Raw genomic sequence first — 19,502 nt, 5'->3', positions numbered from 1 at the left:
GAGAGACCTGATGAGTATTCGAAGAAAGGCCTGCATAGCAGGCGCCTATGAGCACCCGACCCGAAAAGCACCGGATAAGACGGTCGCCCAGTTGCACGCTGAATGTGCGCGCGGAGCCCTGGAAGATGCTGGCCTGCGCCTCGAGGATGTCGATGGCTATTTCTGCGCAGGCGACGCGCCAGGACTCGGCGCGAACAGCATGGCGGATTATCTGGGACTGCGGCCCCGCCATGTGGACAGCACCGACACCGGCGGGTCCGCCTATTTGATTCACGTCTCGCATGCCGCCCAGGCGATTGCCATGGGCAAGTGTAACGTGGCTCTGATCACGCTCGCGGGGCGGCCGCGAAGCGAGGGATCAAGCGGCGTAGCGCCACGACTCGTCGGCGCGGGAACACCCGACGTGCCCTGGGAGGCGCCTTATGCTCCCGTGACGGTCAACATGTATGCGCTGGCGGCGGCCCGGCACATGTACGAGTACGGCACGACCAGCGAACAGCTGGCATGGATCAAGGTCGCGGCCGCAACCCACGCGCAGTATAATCCGAATGCGATGTTGCGCGATCAGGTCTCGGTCGACGATGTCCTCGCCTCGCCGATGATTTCCGATCCCTTGCATCGCCTCGACTGCTGCGTCGTCAGTGACGGCGGTGGTGCCCTGGTCGTCGTCCGCCCGGAGATCGCGCGCTCGCTCAAGCGACCCGTCGTCAATATTCTCGGCGCTGGCGAAGCGATCAAGGGTCAGTTGAACGGGCAGGTCGACTTGACGTTTTCGGGAGCAGCATGGTCCGGTCCTCGCGCGTTCGAGGAAGCCGGTGTCAAGCCTTCCGACATCGACTATGCCTCGATCTACGACAGCTTCACCATCACCGTGCTGATGCAGATCGAAGATCTCGGGTTCTGTGAGAAAGGCAAGGGCGGAGCTTTCGTTGCGGATGGCAATCTGATTTCCGGAGTAGGCAAGCTGCCGTTCAACACCGACGGCGGCGGACTTTGCAACAACCATCCCGCCAATCGCGGGGGCATCACCAAGGTCATCGAGGCCGTCCGCCAACTGCGCGGCGAAACCCACGCCAAAGTGCAGGTCCCGGATTGCAACCTTGCCCTCGCCCAAGGCACAGGCGGCTTGCTCGGCTCGCGCCATGGCAGTGCCACCCTGATCATGGAGCGCGCGTGAGATGACGACGATGTATCAGGACCGCCCGCTCGGCCTAGCGGTGCACGACCCCGCAACCGCGCCATTCTTTGCCGCAACGGCAGTCGGGGCGTTCCGCGTGAAGGTCTGCGTTTCCTGCCGCAAGCCGCATTGGTATCCGCGGCCGCTTTGTCCCTATTGTCTCGGAGACACCGAATGGAGCGATGTCACCGGCAAGGGTGAGATCTATAGCGTCAGCGTCACCCGCCGTGCCGGCCCCACACCCTACGCGATCGCCTATGTGCGGCTCGACGAGGGCATCACGATGTTGAGCAATATCGTCGATTGCAATCTCGATTCGCTGCGCATCGGGCAACGTGTCCACGTCGTATTCAAGCCCGCGGAGGACGGGACGATGATCCCGATGTTCGCCCCGGAACAGGGCTGACGAACGGCCCAGGAGCAGCCTCATGGCGCTTGACCCAAAGCTTCGGCGAACGCTTTCGTTGCCCGCCGTTTGCGCACCGATGTTCCTTGTCAGCGGCCCTGATCTCGTCCGCGAGGCCTGCAAGGCGGGCGTGATTGGCGCCCTGCCACGCCAAAACGCCCGCTCGTTCGACGAATTCGCTGAGTGGCTGCGCACGATCTCCGCGGATTTGCGCGAACACGCCGCGCAGGCGCCGGGACCGGTCGGTCCGCTCGCCGTGAACCTGTCTGCAAAGACGCCGGAAGACCAGATCGGGAGTCACCTCGATCTGTGCGTCGAACAAAATGTCGACATCGTCATCACCGTCGGCGGCAATCCCAAGATCATCGTGCAACAGGCGCATGATCGTGGGATAAAGGTCTTCCACGACATCACCAGCATCCCGTTCGCCGAGCGCGCCATGGCCGCCGGCGTCGATGGCCTGATCTGCATCGGCGCTGGAGGCGGTGGCCACTCCGGCACGATCAGCCACCTCGCATTGGTCCGCAAGGTCCGCTCGATCTTCAACGGAACGATCGTCATGGCCGGCGCCATTTCCGACGGCGCCACCATACGCGCGGCAGAAGTGCTCGGTGCCGACCTAGCTTATCTCGGGACCAGGTTCATCGCTACGAAGGAGTCGCTGGCGCCCGACGAATACAAGCGCATGATCGTATCGCAGACGTCCGCAGACCTGATTTATACGGAGAAGGTTGCCGGCGTCGCCGCGAACTGGCTGGCCGCGTCGTTGCGCGCTGCGGGCCTCGATCCGGACGCCTTGCCCGACCCGATGGGCAAGGGCATGCGGCACGACCATCTGCCTGAGAGCGCAAAGCCCTGGAAGAACCTGTGGAGCGCAGGTCAAGGAATCGATTTGATCGACGAGATTCCGACCGTCGCGGATCTGATTGTGAAGCTGAAGCGGGAATATGCGGAAGCTTGCCAGATCCCCGCCATGGTCTGAGGTACCTTGCAGGACGATCTCCGGGCGGCCGCATCACCTCTTATGGTGATTTCCTCAAAGCCCGAGCACCTGCTTGGCGATGATGTCGCGCTGGATTTCCGAACTCCCGCCGAAGATCGTGTTGGCGCGGCCGTTGAGATGACGTGCCACCACGCTTAGCAATTCTTCTGGGATGATCGGCTCGTCATTGAGAGCATGGAGAGGACGGCGCCTTTCCTCCACCAGTGCATTTTGCCCGATCATTTCAACTCCCACGCGCGAGATGGCCTGGTGGATCTCGCTCGCACGCAGCTTGAGGACCGACGACACCGGTCCTGGATTTTCGCCTCTCTGCAAGGCTGACAACACCCGCAGCTCGAGGAACTCCAATGTCTGGACGTCGAGTTCGATGTCCGACAGTTTGGTCGCGATCTCCGGGTGCGATATCGCCTTGCAAGACAGGTCGGAGTTGGCCAGTTCCCGCACCTTCTCAAGCGCATGTCTCAGTTTCGGCGAGTTGATTCCGCCGCCCCGCTCGAATTCCAGCAGATACTTGCCGCACGTCCAGCCCCGTCCCTCCTCGCCGACGAGATTGGTCACCGGAACTTCCACACCGTCGAAGAACACCTGATTGACGTCATGGTCGCCGCTGATCATCGTGATCGGGCGAATCGTGATGCCGGGCGACGCCATGTCGATGAGCAGGAAGCTGATGCCGTCCTGTTGCCGCGGTTCATCGCTGGTTCGAACCAGCGCGAACATGCGGTTTGCGAAGTGCGCGTGCGTTGTCCAAATCTTGGTGCCGTTGACGATGTAATGATCGCCATGGCGAACGGCGCGTGTCGTCAGCGAGGCAAGGTCAGATCCCGAGCCAGGCTCCGAATAGCCCTGGCACCATCGATCTTCGCCGCTGAGGATGCGGGGCAGGTAGAACTTCTTTTGCTCCGGGGTCCCGAAGCGCATCAAGACGGGTCCGACCATCTTGATGCCCATGGGAGATAGCTGCGGCGCGCCTGCTGCGGCACACTCGGATTCGAAGATCCATCGCTGCCTCGCGGTCCAGCCGGGGCCGCCATGCTCCTTAGGCCAACCGGGTGCGACCCAGCCCCGCTCGTGCAAAGCCGTTTGCCATGGCGCGACGATGTCGGGATCGGAGAAGAAGGAGACATTGAGAGAACTGGCCCGCCGCAGTTCGGGCGAAAGACGGGCCGCGATGAATGCCCGCACCTCATCTCTGAAGCACAACTCATCGGGCTTGAGCAATATCGACATGACTGATCTCATTCAGATCGGGAGTTGCCAAACAGCTTGGCGTGACGCTGCAGATGGTAGTCCACGCTGCCAAAAAGCGCTTCGAACGCCAACAGCCGTTTGAAATAGAGTCCGAGGTCGAGCTCGTCCGTGACGCCCATCGCACCGTGAAGTTGCACCGCCTGCTCCGCGACACTCCGTGCGCAGCGGCCGATTTTGGCCTTGGCTCCGGATGCGGCGAGCGATCGCTGCGTCGGACCGGCATCGGCACCCACGAAAAGAGCCGCGCGCGACGCCATCGCTCGGGCTTCCTCGCATTGCACATACATGTCGGCCAGCCTGTGACGGATCACCTGGTTGGCCCCGAGCGGCCGACCGAATTGCTTGCGCACCTTCGTGTAGTCGAGCGTGGCGTCGAACATGCTTCGCATCATGCCGACGGCCTCGGCGCAGAGTGCGGCAATCGCCCGATCGACGACACCTTCGATCGCCGGCAGCGCATCCCCGCCCCCTCCAAGCCGCGCATCCGGCGGAAGCCGAGCCTGTTCGAATGTCAGCTCCGCGACGCGGCCCCCACCTAGCCGTGGTGCATCGCGCAGCCTCAGCCCCGCGGCATCCTTCGGCACCAGGAACAGAACAATTCCAGCCCCCTGCGCATCGGGCAAGCGCGCCGACACGATATGGGCGTCCGCAGACGCTGCGTCGAGCACGGCGATCTTGCGGCCGTGGAGCATCCAACCCTGCTTGTCGGTCTGCGCCACAGTGTGGACCTCGGAAAGGCCTGCCCTTGCATCCGACTCGTAGTGAGCGAACGATAGCAGACGCTCGCCGTTGATGATGGACGGCAGCAGGCTTGTCCGCTGCCCGTCCGTGCCGCATTCCGCAATCAGGGTCCCAGCCAGCAGCACCGTCGAGAGATAAGGCTCGGTCGCAAGCCCGCGGCCGAACTCCTCCATCAGGATCGCGACCTCGACGGGTCCTGCGCCAAAGCCGCCAACCTCCTCCGCAAACGGAAGCCCGAGCCAGCCCAGATCGGCGAACTTGCGCCAGTTCTCGCGCTTGAATCCCATAGGATCCTGCATCGCATAGCGACGTGCCGCCTGGTCGTACTGTTCAGCGATAAACCGCTCGGCGCTATGGCGCAGCATCTGCTGCGCTTCGCTCGGCGTCAGATCCATCCTTGAGCTCCATTCATGTCGCCCGCCAATCTCGGTTTCCGGGCGCGCAGATCGACCATCGCCTAATAAAGTCGCGAGAAGCGGATCGGAAGCCGCTTCAAACCGCCGACGAAGGATGTCTCGGTCCAGGCCGGCTCGCCAGCAAGTTCGATCCCGTCGACGCGCGAGAGCAGTTCGCGCATGAAGGCGATCATTTCGACCTTGGCGAGATATAGTCCGAGGCAGGCGTGAATGCCGAAACCGAAGCCGACGTGGCGGTTCGGGGTCCGGTCGGCGACGAATGCGAAGGGAGACTCGAAGGCATCCTCATCCCGATTTGCAGAGGGATAGGCCAGCAGCAGATGATCGCCTTGTTTGATGGTCCTGCCGCGCAACGTATAGGTCTCCGTCGCGGTCCGGAAGAAATGCTTCACCGGAGATACCCAGCGCACCATTTCCTCGACAGCGGCAGGAATAAGATCGGGATTTTGCTTCAGCTTTCGCATTTCTCCGGGATTCTCGATCAAGGCGAGCAGACCGCCGGAGAGAGTTGCGCTGATCGTGTCGTGACCAGCACTGGCGAGCGCCACATAATAGGACGAGGTCTCGAACTCGCCTATCGGCTCGCCGTCGACCTCGGCCGTCGCAATGATGCTCGCGAGGTCGTCGGTGGGGTTCCGCCGTCGTTCCCGCGCCACTTCCTTGAAGAAGTTCACATAGGCGAAGGTGGCATCGATCAGGTCGTTGCCGCGCTGCACCTCCGCATCGCCACCGCCGAAATAAGCTCGAGTGATATCGAGCAATCGCGGGCCATGCTCATCCGGGATTCCGAGAATCAGCATGATGACCCTGAGCGGATACCACCCTGCGACATCTTTATAGAAGTCGCACTCGGTCCCCTTTCCAAGCATCTGGTCGACACTGGTCCGTGCGATCACGGCGATCCTGTCTTCCAGATGGCGCACTTCACGCGGCTGAAACCAGGCATGCGTAATCTTCTTGTACTTGGCATGGTCCGGATTATCCATCTGATTGATCGCGCGGACCAGCATTGGTCGGCCTGCCATCGCGTCCCGGACCTTTGTCTCGAAATCGATGGACAACAGCTTGGTGCGGGGCGCGTTGATGAACTTCTCGTTCTGCCGTTCGATCTCGATGACGTCCTGATGCTTGCTGATGGTCCAGAACGGACGGAAGCCCGGAGGTTCAGTCCAATGTACGGGATCCTGCTTGCGAAGGGTCGAGAACAGGGCATGCTGCCTGTCGAGAGCCCCGTAGGTTTCGTGGTCGACGATCGCTTGGTCTAAACTCGTTTCTTGCATCGCGTCCTCCCCTCGCTTCTTGTTCAGTTCATCCGCAGCACTGGCTTGACGGTTGCGCCGGCTTCCATGTCTTCGACCGCCTGGTTTATCTTTTCGAACGGATAGAAGCTGACGATCCTGTCGAGCGGCAGCCGCCCCTGGCGGAAAAAATCAACGAGCCTCGGCAGGAAGATCGTGGGCACGGCATCACCCTCGACGACGCCCCGGACCGTCAGACCTCCGCCGACCAGAACGCTTGCCTCCACGGGAAACCGCGTCCCGCGCGGCGGCGCGGCCACCTGGGCGGATGAGCCCCGCTGCCGCAGGCACGCGATCGAAGCGGCGACCACCTCGGGCACGCCCGTGGTGTCGAGCGAGTGATCGACGCCGCGGCCACGGCCGAGCGCGGCAACGGCCTTGGCCAGATCGGGTGTCCGGCCATCCACGATGTGGGTTGCTCCGATGTCACGCGCACGGGCAAGACGTTCATCGCGGATGTCGACGGCAACGATCGTGCCGCAGCCCGCCAGCTTGGCGGCCATGATCGCCGCCATCCCGACCGCGCCGACGCCGAACACGGCGATCGACGCACCAGCCCGAGGGGTCAGCACGTTCATTACCGCACCCGCGCCGGTCTGGATCCCGCAGCCCATCGGCGCGAGCAGCGCGAGCGGCAGATCGTTGCCGACCTTCACCACGTTTCGGGCCGTGGCAATGGCATGGGTTGCGAACGCCGATTGCGCAAAGAAGTAGCCGCTAAGCTCAGCGCCGCGGTAGCGGAGGCCTGAGCCACCGCGCCGCTGACCGAACAGGTTGATCATCCCGAACTCATCACAATAGCCGGGCGCGCCGAGTTGGCACTGTCCGCATGCGCCGCACGAGCCAAAGCTCATCAGCACGTGATCGCCCTCGGCCAGCCCGACCACGCCCGGACCGACGCGTTCGATCACGCCCGCGCCCTCATGACCGAGAATTTTGGGGAGCGGCACGGGGAGGTGCTGCAGTTTCACCGCGAGATCGGTATGGCAGATGCCGCAAGCCTCGACCCGTACGAGCAGCTCTCCGGGCGCAAGATCATCCGACAGATCGCAGCTGATCAGTTCGAACGGTCGCTCCGGCGCAACTGCAACTGCGGCTGTGATCTTCATGCTCGTCTTCTCCGTTACAGATTGCGCAGTGCCGTCAAATCATGCGGAAGCGAGATGTAGGGGATGGATCAACGGAGTTGGAAGCGGATCGGGAGGCGCTTGGGCCCGTTGACGAACCAGGACACGGTCGTTGCTCCTTCGCCGTCGAGCTCAACGCAGGAAATCCGCTGCAACAATTCTTCGAAGAGGATCCGCATCTCGAGCTTGGCAAGATATTGCCCCAGACACAGATGGGCTCCGTAGCCGAAGGCGAGATGGCGGTTCGGCGAGCGATCGATCCGAAACGTGTCGGGATCCTGGAAGACGGCCTCGTCGCGATTCGCAGAGGCGTAGCACAGCATGAGCCAATCGCCGCGCCTGATGAAGCGGCCGTCCAGTTCGGTGTCCTCGGCGGCCGTGCGCATGAAATGCTTGACCGGCGTGGTCCAGCGGATCGCCTCGTCGACGAAGCCGGGGATCAGGCCAGGATCGGCTTTCAGCCTTTCGAACTGCTGCGGATGTTCGCAAAGCGCCCACATCCCGCCTGCACTCGAGGACGATGTGGTGTCGTGGCCGGCGGTCGCGATGGTCACGAAATAGCTGAGCGCATCCAGGTCCGAGATCGATTCGCCGTCGATCTGCGCGTTGGCGATGACGCTTGCAAGATCATCGGACGGGTTGGCGCGCCGGTCCGCAACCACAGACGAGAAGAACTCGCCGAACTCCAATACGACATCCGATAGAGCCGTGGCACCGTCGTTTCGACCCTTGCGCGCGTTATCCGGGTCCTTGGTGCCGAAGAACTCCTGCGTCAAGCGCAACATCTTGGGCTCATGATCCGGATCGACGCCCAGAATCGCCATGACCACCCGCAGCGGAAACCCGAGCGCGATTTCGGACACGAAGTCGCAATGCTGGCCGGACGCGGTGAGGCGGTCCGCATAGCTTCTTGCGATGTCGCGAATCCTGCCTTCGATCGAACGCAGATTACCCGGCGTGAACCATTTCTGCGTCAATGCACGGAACTTGGGATGATCGGGAGCATCCATCTGCACCAGGGTGCGGAGGAGGCCGTTGCCCCCCGTCGCCGCCTCGATCTTGGCTTCGGCTTTGCTGCTCAGCAACGCCACCGGGCGATCACTGCTGCGAAACAGCTGGCTCTGCTGGCTAATGGTCTGAATGTCCGCGTGGCGCGTCACGACCCAGAAAGGGTTGAACCCGCGCGGACTGGCCTTCCCGAGCGGTTGATTGACGCGCAGCCAGCGATAGGCATCGAAGATGCGTTGAGTGCCGTAGGCTGAAGGGTCCGTCAGCACGGCGACGATGTTGTCGGGGATTGGAAAATTCGCAGCGCTCAACCCCGGTCCCTCCTTCATGTCGCAGTGCTCGCGGGTTCAGGAAGGAAGCCCAGCGGCAGGCGATCGACGACTTCGACATTCCTGATGCGCCGTCGCGGCTACTCGGCTGCCGCGACGATCCTCTCTTCCGCGCCTCGAAGAACTTTGCCCTCGCGCAGCGCCGCGATCTCCTGCGGGCTCAGTCCCAAAAGGCTCTGCAACAACCTTGGCCCATCCTCGCCGAGCGCAGGCACCTTGTTCCGGACATTGGCCGCGCTCTGCGCGAACCGGAATGCGGGGTTTGGAATGAGCAGCGGCCCGGCGCCGTCATCGATCTCCTCAAAGACGCCGCGCTCCTGGATAGGCGGCAGCGCCATCGTCTCACGGATGGTCCGGTATTGAGAACACGGCACGCCGGCTTCGGTTAGGGTCGCCTCGCATTCCGCTGAAGCTCGCGATGCCGCCCAGCCGTCGAGCAGGTTCATCAATTCGGACCAGTGATGCTCGCGGGCGCTGCTGGTTGCGAAGCGCGCATCGGTGATCCATTCCGGATGACCGACGCCGCGCGCCAAAGCCTCGAAGTTGTTCTGGCTCACGGGGGCGACGAGCAGGAAGCCATCGCTCGCCTGCGTGGGTCGATAGACCGGCCGGCGGCGCTCGGCCGGGAATTGCGCTTCCTGGCACTCGTACACCAGCATGCCGACCATGGCGTCGAGCAGCGATACGTCGATATAGTCGCCCTGCCCGGTCTTGAGCGTCCGAAACAGTGCGGCTTGAATGGCTCCGAATGCCGTCGAGCCACCGAGAACATCAGCGATGAAGATTCCGTTCTTCAGCGGACGCTCGACATTCCCCTCCTGATAGTCGAGGTTCGCCATGTCGTAGCCCGAGGTTGCGTGCAGCACCGGCGCATACGCGCTCCGTCCGGACCACGAGCCCTCCTGGCCGAACCCCGAGATCGAGCAGTACACGAGCTTGGGATTGATCTTCGCAAGGGTTTCGTAGTCCAGCGCGAGCCGCTGCATGACGCCGGGGCGGTAGTTCTCCACGAGCACATCGCACCGGGGCACCAGATCGTAGATCAGCTTGCGGGCCGCGGGCTGCTTGAGATCCAGGGCGATGCTGCTCTTGCCGGCATTGAGCTGGGAGAAATAGGCGCTTCGCCCATCCCGCAGCGGCGGACGCAACCGGATGTGATCGCCCTCCGGGGGCTCCACCTTGATTACTTCTGCGCCCATGTCCGCCATCAACCGCGTGCAATAAGGGCCGGACATCATCGCGGTGAAGTCGAGGACGCGGATTCCGTCGAGGATTCCTGGCCGGGCCGGTCCGATTGCCATATCGACGCTCATTTCAGATTGGTTTCTGATACGGCAAGCGCCGCCAGCCGGCTGCCACCGATCGTATCGAGATAAACGCTGGACGAGGCGCTCCGCACGTAGCGATCGAGATAGGCGCTGAATGTCTCGGCACTGGCGCTGCTCTTCACATAGTCCTTCAGATGCGCTTCATCGGAGCGATAGAGCGAAGGTGAAGCGGTCGGATGCGCGCCGAATGGCGCCTCGACGACCGCGTCGACCATGGCGCTCGGCAGCTTGGTCAGATGATTGCTGCGCCTGATCGTGTCGGTCGACACGATGCGATCGACCGAGACGATGACCCGCCGGGACGCCTGGGCGATCATCGCGTCGAAGAACGGCGGCCCAAGGTGCTGAACGTTGCCGTGCTCGTCGGCTTGCTGCGCGTGCAGCAGGCAGACATCCGGCTTGACGGCCGCGACGGCGAGCATCCTGCGCTCGCCAGGCTTGGACGGGAGCGGCCAATAATGCTCCGGCGCAAATTTCGGCAGGTCGGTGCAGAGGTCCGGCACGGGCATGTAGGGCAAATCGCAAATTCCCGCGCGCAATCCGCCCGCAATAGCAGGACCGTCCAGATCGTAGACCTTGAGCGTGCCGTTCTCCGATTGACGACGGAAATGCGGCGCCAGACCGAACTGCTCAAAGCTGATGAAGACGCAGACGGTGGAGGCAACACATCCCGCACCGATCAGCATGTCCGGCGCGATCGAGCCGGGCGCAGGGATCAAATGCAGGTCGCGAGCTCCTTTGCGGATCAACGCGCGTACGAGCGCCATCGGCTGCGAATTGAATATCCAACCGCCAAGGGCAACTTTGGCTCCGTCCGGGATCTCGGCTACGGCCTCATCGACGGAAACGATCTTGCTCTTTGTCATGGGACTTCGGCTTGCCTGTCAGTCTGATGGAAGGAGATCCGCCGCACGGTCAGGGAAACTTGCGCCGGAGATCGCCGCGCCGATCGACATGTTCGCGCAGCAGCGCGAGCTCCTGATCGGTGGGCATGGTCGTCACAGGGGGCATGCCCTCGACGACGATGTCGAAGGCCGTGGAGTCGCGGATCTGCTCGAGCGTCACGCCGGGGCTGATCGACCTCACGCGCATGGCCTTGCTGTCCGGCACGAAATCGAAAACTCCAAGCGGGGACAGCACCAGTCTGGGGCCGCCAGGCGGCAATCCCGTGCGCTCGCGGGAATCACCGCCTTCCATGTGACCGGCTCCGCACAGGAAATCGACCCGCGGCACGAACGCGCTGCGGTCGTGACGCGTCAGGCACACATAGAACCGCTTGGCGAGACCGCAAAGCGCACTGATGCCGACGGTTCCCGGCCCGCGTACGCGCGGCTTACGCTGATCACCGACCACCACCGTGTTGATGTTGCCGAAGCGGTCGACCTGCAGCGCCGACAGGATGGCGAAATCGAAGAAGTGGATCTTCCAGTCGATGAAGTCGATCATGACCGGCAGATCCATCCAGGACTCCGCCGACTCGAGGTTCTCGTAGTCGGCCGTCGACAGCAGATGATCGCGCGTCGGATTGACCATTCCGCCCGGACCGGAGATCCACCACAAGCGCGGCGCCTGCAGGCGGCGCGCGAGATTGCAGGCGGCAAGCTGAATGTCGGAATTGGTTCCGATGATGACCTTCTCGCCATCGGCGATATCGCGCGCCAGCAACACCGCCAGCGTCTCTCCGAGGGAGGGATTTGCAGCCATTTGTCCGCGACCTATTGGTTGAACCATTGGCAATTTAGCGAGGGTCGGATGCCGTGTCAACGGACCCACGGCCGGCGGCGACGAGACCGCGCGGATTCGTGCCGGACAATTCGGACGTGATCGGGGGTCGGCCAGCCACGCGTGTCCGCATGCCATCCGGAGTGGACGCATCGGCTGCTCGACAGACGAGGGTCGCGTTGCGCAGTAAGTGGATTTAGCGCTGGGCGGCCGGCGGAGACCGGCGGGCGCGTGGAGCGGCCTTGGTAGCCGACACACCTGACACACCTTCCGCGGCCTGAATGCGCGACATATAGCTTCGCTGCAGCCGCTTCAGGCAGGATTCCATCTCGGCCACGGCAGCTTCAGCGTCGCCTGCAGCAAAATGATCCATGAAGCGGCGCCGCGACGGCAACACGAAGCTGTTGTCATACTCGCCGATCCGCTGCACGAAATGAGTGAGCACATCGAGCACCCCGTTCATGACGATGACCATGATCGGATTGTCCGTGAGACGCGCTAGCATTCTGTGGAATTCGATGTGCCTCTCCGCGCGGCCTGCGAAGTCGCCCCGGCGGCGCGCTTCCTGCGCTTCATCGATATTACGGTTCAGCATCTCGATGTCTGCGGCCGTTGCGCGCCGGCACGCTTCTCGGACAACGACCGATTCGAGCCAGATGCGGGCCTCGGTCAACTGTGCGGGCTGGATGGTACCGACGTGGTACATGTCCATCAACCCGGTCGCGATGGCTTCGCCGCTGTGCTGGCTGATGAATGCGCCCCCGCGGGCGCCCTTCTGCAGGCGGATGAGACCGGCATGCTCGAGCGAACGCAAGGCCTCACGAAGGGTATTGCGAGAGACGCCAAATTGCTCCGACAGCGCACGCTCGGAAGGCAGACGGTTGCCGACCGTAAGTCTGCCGGAGGAAAGCTCCGTTCGGATCTGAGCGGCAATCTCATCGAACGCGCGGGACGATTTAATTCGTTGGAACTGCGCAATCGGCGCAGCCTCTGCGTTGGATTTGGCCGGCAATTGTGAAGCGCTCATATCCACCCGATGGTTCGAAGCTGCAAGGAAATATAGGCGAAGCTGACGATTCTCGCCATAGCGCGTTGGCGTTGACCCAGACTTCTCACAAATGTAGAATGGTAGGACCAAACGGGGAGTAGCCACCAGAATGCTGCGGGAGTTGCCGTCGGACGAGGATCGCCGGATCCTGCAAGAAGCCGTCCGGGGATTCTTCGAGGACTTGTGGGACAAGGCTGCTCAGGTGCCCCCAAGGCTCTGGAAGCAACTGGCCGCTCAGGGCTTGACCCAGATTGCGGCCTCTCCCGCCGAAGGCGGCTTGCGCGAGATCGTGCTGGTCCAGGAAGAGGCCGGCCGTGCCAGCTGCCGTGCACCGCTCGCGGATGCAGCCTTGATCAACCTCATGCAGCTTCGAGCCCGCGGCGATGCCCACGCTCTCAGTTCGCTTGTAGATGACCTCCGTAGCGGTGACGCGGTAGTCGCCGTGTCTTTCGCAGGCTTCGATCATGAGGGAGCCGCAGGTTGGGCGAAAATGGAAGCAGGCCGCCTGATTGCGGACTTGGGCTTCGTCGAATCCGCCGACATCGTTACGCATCTGGCCATATTCGTGCCCGGCCCAGCTCTGGCCATCATCAACACCAGCGAAGGTGTCGCCGCTGAGCCGAGCCCGATGATGGGAAAGGCTGGTTGGTGGCGGGTACGGATCGATGCGGTTCCAGTCGTCCTGGTGCCGTCCACGGCTGCCGAGGTCCGAGACCTGCTCACAGTCGCGGCCGTGGCGGAGACCGCGCGGGCGTTCGGTGCAGCCCAGCGCGCATTCGAGCAGGCCGTTGCCTATGCCGGCGAACGTCGGCAGTTCGGGCAACCCATCGGGCGCTTCCAGGCCATTCAGCACAAGCTCGCGAACTGCCACATCGCCTTGCGCGCGGTTCAGCTCACGATCGCGAATGCCGCAGCTCAATATGACTTGGAAGCCGCGCAATGGCGCTGGTTCGCAGCCGCAGCCCTGGCGACGGCTAGCGGTTCTCTTCGCCAGGTGTCGCTCGAGACCCAGCACGCCTTCGGCGCGATTGGCTATAGCGAGGAGCATGAGGCTCCGCGGCACTTCCGACAGGTCCATGTCAGCATGCTTCGCCATGGCGGCCAACGCCCGCCGGCCGAACGACTCGCGAGCCATTTTCTCGACGGGGACGGGAAAATCCGGTTTCCGGACTACGATCTGGGACCGGCCGGCAATGCCTTCCGCCGTGAGGTGCGAGCCTGGCTCGACGCGTATTGGTCGGGCGAGCGCCGTGCGCGGCACGAGCAGCTCTCCTTTCGCGAACGCGAATATGACCGCGAGTTCGCCAGGGCGCTCGGCATGACCGGCTGGATCGGACTGAATTGGCCGAAGCGGTTCGGCGGACAGGAGCGTGGCGCCTTCGAGCAGATCGCCTTCATGGAGGAGATGGAGCACGCCGAAGCCCCGCGTGCCGGCGCGCCCGTGCAGGCGGCCATGCTTCAGGTCTACGGCACGCCGGAGCAGCAGCAGCGCTACCTGCCGGAAATCCTGCGCGGGGAGGCCATCTACGGCATGGGCTACAGCGAGCCCCAGGCTGGCTCCGATCTCGCGTCGCTGAAGACGCGCGCGGTCCGCGACGGCGAGCACTATGTGATCAACGGACAGAAGATCTGGACCACGACCTATTGGGGCGAGTATATGCTGCTCGCGACCCGGACCGATCCGAACGCGACCCCGCCTCATGCGGGCATCACGATGTTCATCGTTCCGATGACGACGCCCGGGATTGCGATCCGCCCCTCAGAGACGATGTATGGCGGCACCTTCGCCAACATCTTCTATGACGACGTGCGGGTACCTGCCGAAAATCGGATCGGTGCCGAGGGGGAAGGATGGAAGGTCCTGACCGGGGCATTGGCGACCGAACGCGGCTTCATCGGCGGCGGCATCGTCTTGAAGGTCGCCCACATGTTCGAACTGCTGTGCGAGCATCTCCGGACCGCCAAGCGCCACGGCATCCCGATGCGGCACGATCCGCTCGTGCGCGCCAGGATCGGCGCGCTCGCGGCCGAGATCGAAGCCGGGCGGCGCATGATGGTCTATTGTGCCGAGCAGGTGGACAAGGGCGAGACGCCCCCGGACGAGGCTGCCGTTAGCAAGGTCTATTCCGGCGAACTGATGGAGCGTTTCGGCGAGACCGCGCTGGACCTGCTGGGGCCGGAGGCGCTGCTCAGCGAACACAGCCCAGGCGCGGTCCTGCGCGGGCGCATTGAACAGATGCTCCGGCATTCGCTGATGTGGGTCATCAGCATCGGCACCAACGAAATCCAGCGCAGCCTGATCGCCCAACGCGGGCTGGGACTGCCGCGATAGCTGTTTGCCCCGGGAGGTGACATGACCACGACAGGCCGTCCGCAGCTTCCGCCGCCGCGCCCGAGAACGCCTGGCGCGCCCTCCGCGCTTCAAGGATTGCGTGTCATCGACTTCTCGCACTTCATCGCGGGACCCATGTGCACGCTCTTTCTAGCGGATATGGGCGCCGACGTGATCAAGATCGAGAACGCGGCGAACGGGGACGATTTTCGTCGTTTCCAACCTCACCTCGGCGGTGAAGGCGTGCCGTTCCTCTGGGTCAATCGGAACAAGAAAGGCATTGCGCTCGATCTTGCGAGCCAAGCTGCGCAAAAAATCGCAATTGAACTCGTCGCATCAGCCGATATCCTGGTGGAGAATTTCTCGTGCGGGGTGATGGAACGGTTCGGCCTCGGCTACGATGCGATGCATCAGCTCAACCCTCGCCTGATTTATTGCAGCGTCTCGGCCTATGGCCGCGACGGCGCAATGGCTGATCGTCTGGGCTTCGATCCGGTGATCCAGGCCGAGACCGGCTTCATGTCGATGAACGGTTTTTCGGACCAGCCAGGTGTCCGCACCGGCCCCGCGATCATGGACATCTCCACTGGCATGACGGCCGCGATTGCCGTGCTCGGCGCCTTGACCGCACGCCAGAACACTGGGCTGGGGCAGCGTGTCGAGACAGCGTTGTTCGATACCGCTGCGCTGATGCTGGGCTTTCACGCGATGAACTATCTTGCGACGGGTCGCAATCCGACTCGCGCCGGCAACCGCAGCGCCGATAGCACGCCGACGGGCACCTTCCAGACGGCAGACGGCCCGCTCTATGTCACCTGCGCGAATGATCGAACCTTTCGTCGCCTTGTCACGAACGTGCTGGAGCGGCCTGACCTGGCCGAGGATCCTCGCTTCGTAAGCAACCGCGACCGGATGGCGCATCGCGACGAGTTGACCGCCATCATCGAAGGGATTCTTGCCGGCCACTCCAGCGAACGGTGGGCTGCCAAGATGCAGGCCGCGGGCGTGCCGGCCGGCGTCGTCAGAACGATCGAAGACGCTTTCAGCTCTTTCGAAATGGCCGAGCGTGCGCTCGCGTCGTCCATTCCGCATCCGACAGCAGGCGACATACCGAACATCGGATCCCCATTGCGTTTCAGCGAAACGCCTGTTCTCGACCCGATCGCTGCCCCGACTCTCGGGCAGCATACGACCGAGGTGCTGGAGCACGTTCTCGGTTATGGGCCCGAACGCATTGCTGAACTGAGAACGGCGGGCGCATTCGGATCGTCAGGCTGACCCGCTCTCGCCGACGCGCGATGACGTCCGCTCACATCCGGCCGAAACGTCAATATCCAAGAAAGGGATTGCCGCCGCAGCGTGCTGCGCCCCCGCGCGCGACGGAAAAATAGCGGTCAGATGCGCCGGCCCGTGTCCTTCCAGAAGGGCTCCTTGAGCCGACGCTTGAAGATCTTCCCGCTTTCCTCGCGCGGAAGCGCTCCATGGAAATCGATCCGGCGCGGCACCTTGTATTTCGCGATACGTTCGGCCAAATAGGCGCGAACCTGCTCGGTCGTGAGTTCGCTTCCCGGTTCAGGCTCGATCGCGGCAGCCAGCGACTCGCCGAACTCATCGTCGGGAATGCCGAACACAGCACAATCGCGCACTCCAGGACATTGAATCAGAGCCGATTCGATCTCCGCCGGATAGATATTGACGCCCGCCGAAATCACCATGTCCGACCGCCGATCGCACAGATACAGCCGATCGTTCTTGAGATAGCCGACGTCGCCGACACTGATCAGCCCGTCGCGCTCGACCGATTTTCGCTTGGCCTCGTCGTTGAGGTAGACGAAATCCGCCAGCGAGTCCTGACGAACGTAGATCTCGCCCACCTCGCCCGGCGCGACCGGCTTACCGTTTTCTCCGTACAGCGCAATCCGGGCGCCCGGCGTGAGCCGCCCGACGCTGCCGGGGTGAGCCAGCCAATCGTCCGGCGTGCTCAGCATCACCGCTCCGACCTCCGTTCCGCCATAGGTCTCGCAGATGACCGGCCCCCACCAGTCCATCAGGGCCTGCTTGATCTCCGGCGCACAGGGCGCGCCCGTGTGGATCACCCATCGCAGAGAGCTCACATCGTATCGGCGGCGGGTCTGTTCCGGCAGACGCATCAGGCGGACGAACATGGTGGGAACCATCACCGCATGCGTGATCCTTTCCCGCTCGATCAGCGCCAGCGTTTCTTCCGGCTCGAATTTGGATTGGAACGCGATGATCTCGGCCTGTGCGATGGCCTGACGCAAACAGGCGTTCGGTGACGCATGGTAGAGTGGACCCCCGATCAACACGCGGACGCCGGGCGCGATGCCGTAGACGGCGCGCATCAGCTCTCCATACGCCTTGGCCTGCTCAACCGTCGCAGGCTCGCGCTTCACGCCTTTCGGGTTCCCCGTCGTACCGGACGTGTAGATCAGCGTCGCGCGGCTGCGCGGCGGGGCACCGCTCCAGGGCTGGAAATCCGCCAGCCAAGCCGGCCAGCAGCGGTCCGATCCCACCGGCTCCTCGGCACCTGGTGGAACGCCGAATTGCCGAACGAGCTCGGGCGGCGTCGGTACGCTCAGCACCAGAATGCCGCGCAAGGCCTCCCCGAGTTCGCTGCGCACCGCCGCGAGCAGATCGGCATGAGCCACCAGGACCTTGGGCTTCGCATCCCTGAGGATATAACCGACCTCCTGCGCCCGGCCGTGCCAATTGATCGGCACGCAATAGGCGCCGATCAACGCAGCGGCGTGGGTCGCCTCGACAAAAGCGAAGTCGTTGCGCAGCAGGACCGCTACAGTGTCGCCCTCGGAGACTCCGCAAGCATGCAGCCCGCTGGCCGCACGTGCGGCATTGCTCAGCACCTCTTCGCGCGCGCGAGCCGTTCCATCGAGAAAAATCAGTGGCGATGTCATCATCCCTCTAACAATGTTCTGTCCGGGGCGTGGGAGCACGTTTGGTGAAGCGCTCGACTTCTCGCGGCCGCCTGCCCGATCGTTCTGGAAACCGATCGGCTACTGCGTTGCCAGTTTGCAGTCCGGATTGGGCGCCTCCGGCATCAACTCTTCGGCTTTCATGCGCCGGACGATCTTGAAATAGTCCCACGGGGCCTTTGATTCCTCCGGCGATTTGACCTGGACCAGCAGCATGTCGCGCATCACGCGGCCATCTGCCCGGATCCTGGCCGAAGGGGTCGTGAGGTCCGAGATCGGCAGCTCGTGCATCTTCTTTGCGACCTCCGGTCCGGATGTCGAGCCCGCAGCCTTGACGGCCTTCAGGTAGTGCGTGACCGAGCTATAGACTCCGGCCTGAAGGGCGGACGGCGGTCGTCCCATTTTCTCGCTGAACCGCTTCGCAAAGCTGCGGGTGTTGTCGTCCGTATCCCAGTAAAATGCTGTCGTCGTATAGATGCCTTTCATGCGGTCCAAGCCGAGGCTGTGCACGTCGGAGTCGAACAACATCAGGCTCGCTATGCGCATTCCCTTCTGCAGCAGGCCGAATTCAACAGCGTTCTCGATGAGAAGGACGCCGTCGTGGCCGGCAAAGGACGAGGCAATCGCGTCCGGTCGCGCTTCCTGCGCCGCCAGGAGGAGCGAGGCATAATCCGACGTACCTATCGCCGCGCGCCGCGTGCCGACCAGTTGTCCCCCGGTCTCCTTCACGACGTCGGCAACCGCCCGCTCCATCTGGTGTCCGAAGGAATAGTCGGGCCCGACTACGAACCACTTCTTCACGCCGGACTCGGCTGCGCTCAGAACGGTGGCGCGCGGCAAAACGCTGGTATCGAATGTCCACACGAAGCCTGTCGGCGAGCACGATTTGCCATAGAGATCGATTGTCCCGGCGCCCGAGATGAGGGCGATCTTTCCCTTCGCATGGGCGAGATTCTGGATTCCGAGAGCGATGGTGGACACGGGAACGTCGGCAATCGCGTCAACATGCTCCTCGTCGAACCACCGTCGGGCGATGGTCAGGCCAACGTCCGGCTTCAATTGGTGGTCGGCCGAAACGATCTCGATCGGTCGGCCAAGGACGGTGCCGCCGGCGTCGCTGACCGCCAGCTCCGCGGCAAGGACCGAGCCGCGACCGACCGTATCGGCGATGACGCCCGACATGTCAGTCAAGACACCGATCTTCAGCGGCTCGCCAACCGCCAAACCGCTGCACAGGAACAAGCCCAGTACCGCGGCGACAACTCGTCCTGCCATGACCACTGCCCTCCCCTTTATTGGTTGGACCATTGATACATTGTGACTGTGATGGCCGCAAGCCCTGTTCGGTCCAACGAGTCCTTTGCC

At 63.1% G+C, this 19,502-nt stretch carries 16 protein-coding genes; 5 read left to right on the top strand and 11 right to left on the bottom strand.

All coding sequences use genetic code 11. The features are described 5' to 3' along the window. Positions 1 to 10: 10 nt before the first annotated feature. From QX041_RS33925 to QX041_RS33915, 3 genes are read left to right on the top strand one after another with little or no spacing between them, the layout of a single operon-like run. Positions 11 to 1,177: a thiolase domain-containing protein gene (locus QX041_RS33925; RefSeq protein ID WP_042339184.1), complete on the top strand. Its 1,167-nt coding sequence runs from the start codon at positions 11 to 13 to the stop codon at positions 1,175 to 1,177. A gap of 1 nt (position 1,178) precedes the next feature. After that, positions 1,179 to 1,583 carry a Zn-ribbon domain-containing OB-fold protein gene (locus tag QX041_RS33920; protein WP_015665275.1) on the top strand — a complete coding sequence of 135 codons (405 nt, stop codon included), beginning with the start codon at positions 1,179 to 1,181 and terminating at the stop codon, positions 1,581 to 1,583. Positions 1,584 to 1,605: 22 nt separating this feature from the next. After that, positions 1,606 to 2,565 carry a nitronate monooxygenase gene (locus QX041_RS33915; RefSeq protein ID WP_315754131.1) on the top strand — a complete coding sequence of 320 codons (960 nt, stop codon included), beginning with the start codon at positions 1,606 to 1,608 and terminating at the stop codon, positions 2,563 to 2,565. Between the two features lie 54 nt (positions 2,566 to 2,619). Here the strand turns inward: QX041_RS33915 and QX041_RS33910 are convergent, their stop codons facing one another. The 9 genes from QX041_RS33910 to QX041_RS33870 form a co-directional block, all read right to left on the bottom strand. Beyond that, complete coding sequence (locus QX041_RS33910) at positions 2,620 to 3,816, bottom strand: acyl-CoA dehydrogenase family protein (RefSeq protein WP_315828353.1); 1,197 nt, start codon at positions 3,814 to 3,816, stop codon at positions 2,620 to 2,622. An 8-nt stretch (positions 3,817 to 3,824) separates the two neighbouring features. After that, positions 3,825 to 4,973, bottom strand: coding sequence for an acyl-CoA dehydrogenase (locus tag QX041_RS33905; RefSeq protein WP_315754127.1), 1,149 nt, complete (start codon positions 4,971 to 4,973; stop codon positions 3,825 to 3,827). Positions 4,974 to 5,035: 62 nt separating this feature from the next. Then, entirely contained in the window at positions 5,036 to 6,274 is a 1,239-nt protein-coding gene (locus QX041_RS33900) for a cytochrome P450 (RefSeq protein ID WP_315754124.1), read from the bottom strand. 23 nt (positions 6,275 to 6,297) lie between these two features. Then, positions 6,298 to 7,401, bottom strand: coding sequence for an NAD(P)-dependent alcohol dehydrogenase (locus QX041_RS33895; RefSeq protein WP_315754121.1), 1,104 nt, complete (start codon positions 7,399 to 7,401; stop codon positions 6,298 to 6,300). Between the two features lie 68 nt (positions 7,402 to 7,469). Continuing rightward, positions 7,470 to 8,756 carry a cytochrome P450 gene (locus QX041_RS33890; protein ID WP_316168096.1) on the bottom strand — a complete coding sequence of 429 codons (1,287 nt, stop codon included), beginning with the start codon at positions 8,754 to 8,756 and terminating at the stop codon, positions 7,470 to 7,472. An 80-nt stretch (positions 8,757 to 8,836) separates the two neighbouring features. Beyond that, entirely contained in the window at positions 8,837 to 10,069 is a 1,233-nt protein-coding gene (locus QX041_RS33885; RefSeq protein WP_315754117.1) for a CoA transferase, read from the bottom strand. Further along, positions 10,066 to 10,950: a CoA transferase subunit A gene (locus QX041_RS33880; protein WP_315754114.1), complete on the bottom strand. Its 885-nt coding sequence runs from the start codon at positions 10,948 to 10,950 to the stop codon at positions 10,066 to 10,068. The genes QX041_RS33885 and QX041_RS33880 overlap by 4 nt, the downstream gene beginning before the upstream one ends. Before the next feature lie 49 nt (positions 10,951 to 10,999). Then, positions 11,000 to 11,788: a CoA-transferase subunit beta gene (locus tag QX041_RS33875; protein WP_315754112.1), complete on the bottom strand. Its 789-nt coding sequence runs from the start codon at positions 11,786 to 11,788 to the stop codon at positions 11,000 to 11,002. 214 nt (positions 11,789 to 12,002) lie between these two features. Next, complete coding sequence (locus tag QX041_RS33870; RefSeq protein ID WP_315754159.1) at positions 12,003 to 12,833, bottom strand: FadR/GntR family transcriptional regulator; 831 nt, start codon at positions 12,831 to 12,833, stop codon at positions 12,003 to 12,005. A gap of 130 nt (positions 12,834 to 12,963) precedes the next feature. Here QX041_RS33870 and QX041_RS33865 point away from each other — a divergent pair, with 130 nt between their 5' ends. Beyond that, entirely contained in the window at positions 12,964 to 15,186 is a 2,223-nt protein-coding gene (locus QX041_RS33865) for an acyl-CoA dehydrogenase (RefSeq protein WP_315754109.1), read from the top strand. A 21-nt stretch (positions 15,187 to 15,207) separates the two neighbouring features. Then, positions 15,208 to 16,464, top strand: coding sequence for a CoA transferase (locus tag QX041_RS33860; RefSeq protein ID WP_315754106.1), 1,257 nt, complete (start codon positions 15,208 to 15,210; stop codon positions 16,462 to 16,464). A 116-nt stretch (positions 16,465 to 16,580) separates the two neighbouring features. Here the strand turns inward: QX041_RS33860 and QX041_RS33855 are convergent, their stop codons facing one another. Continuing rightward, entirely contained in the window at positions 16,581 to 18,119 is a 1,539-nt protein-coding gene (locus tag QX041_RS33855; RefSeq protein WP_316168095.1) for an acyl-CoA synthetase, read from the bottom strand. A 99-nt stretch (positions 18,120 to 18,218) separates the two neighbouring features. Then, on the bottom strand, positions 18,219 to 19,412 hold the full coding sequence (locus QX041_RS33850; RefSeq protein WP_315754102.1) for an ABC transporter substrate-binding protein: 1,194 nt from the start codon (positions 19,410 to 19,412) through the stop codon (positions 18,219 to 18,221). Between the last annotated feature and the right edge of the window lie 90 nt (positions 19,413 to 19,502).

Origin of the sequence: Bradyrhizobium sp. SZCCHNRI2009 (assembly GCF_032485115.1) — a bacterium.
In the GTDB taxonomy this organism is placed as follows: domain Bacteria; phylum Pseudomonadota; class Alphaproteobacteria; order Rhizobiales; family Xanthobacteraceae; genus Bradyrhizobium.
Note: the sequence above shows the minus strand (reverse complement) of the source record. Positions and strands in the feature narration are given on the sequence as shown.

Excerpts from the sequence above, each read along its gene's own strand:
- QX041_RS33855 (WP_316168095.1), bottom strand. The coding sequence starts at position 18,119 with ATGACATCGCCACTGATTTTTCTCGATGGAACGGCTCGCGCGCGCGAA.
- QX041_RS33895 (WP_315754121.1), bottom strand. The coding sequence starts at position 7,401 with ATGAAGATCACAGCCGCAGTTGCAGTTGCGCCGGAGCGACCGTTCGAA.
- QX041_RS33900 (WP_315754124.1), bottom strand. The coding sequence starts at position 6,274 with ATGCAAGAAACGAGTTTAGACCAAGCGATCGTCGACCACGAAACCTAC.
- QX041_RS33910 (WP_315828353.1), bottom strand. The coding sequence starts at position 3,816 with ATGTCGATATTGCTCAAGCCCGATGAGTTGTGCTTCAGAGATGAGGTG.
- QX041_RS33920 (WP_015665275.1), top strand. The coding sequence starts at position 1,179 with ATGACGACGATGTATCAGGACCGCCCGCTCGGCCTAGCGGTGCACGAC.
- QX041_RS33875 (WP_315754112.1), bottom strand. The coding sequence starts at position 11,788 with ATGGCTGCAAATCCCTCCCTCGGAGAGACGCTGGCGGTGTTGCTGGCG.
- QX041_RS33850 (WP_315754102.1), bottom strand. The coding sequence starts at position 19,412 with ATGGCAGGACGAGTTGTCGCCGCGGTACTGGGCTTGTTCCTGTGCAGC.
- QX041_RS33860 (WP_315754106.1), top strand. The coding sequence starts at position 15,208 with ATGACCACGACAGGCCGTCCGCAGCTTCCGCCGCCGCGCCCGAGAACG.
- QX041_RS33925 (WP_042339184.1), top strand. The coding sequence starts at position 11 with ATGAGTATTCGAAGAAAGGCCTGCATAGCAGGCGCCTATGAGCACCCG.
- QX041_RS33915 (WP_315754131.1), top strand. The coding sequence starts at position 1,606 with ATGGCGCTTGACCCAAAGCTTCGGCGAACGCTTTCGTTGCCCGCCGTT.
- QX041_RS33890 (WP_316168096.1), bottom strand. The coding sequence starts at position 8,756 with ATGAAGGAGGGACCGGGGTTGAGCGCTGCGAATTTTCCAATCCCCGAC.
- QX041_RS33880 (WP_315754114.1), bottom strand. The coding sequence starts at position 10,950 with ATGACAAAGAGCAAGATCGTTTCCGTCGATGAGGCCGTAGCCGAGATC.
- QX041_RS33865 (WP_315754109.1), top strand. The coding sequence starts at position 12,964 with ATGCTGCGGGAGTTGCCGTCGGACGAGGATCGCCGGATCCTGCAAGAA.
- QX041_RS33885 (WP_315754117.1), bottom strand. The coding sequence starts at position 10,069 with ATGAGCGTCGATATGGCAATCGGACCGGCCCGGCCAGGAATCCTCGAC.
- QX041_RS33870 (WP_315754159.1), bottom strand. The coding sequence starts at position 12,833 with ATGAGCGCTTCACAATTGCCGGCCAAATCCAACGCAGAGGCTGCGCCG.
- QX041_RS33905 (WP_315754127.1), bottom strand. The coding sequence starts at position 4,973 with ATGGATCTGACGCCGAGCGAAGCGCAGCAGATGCTGCGCCATAGCGCC.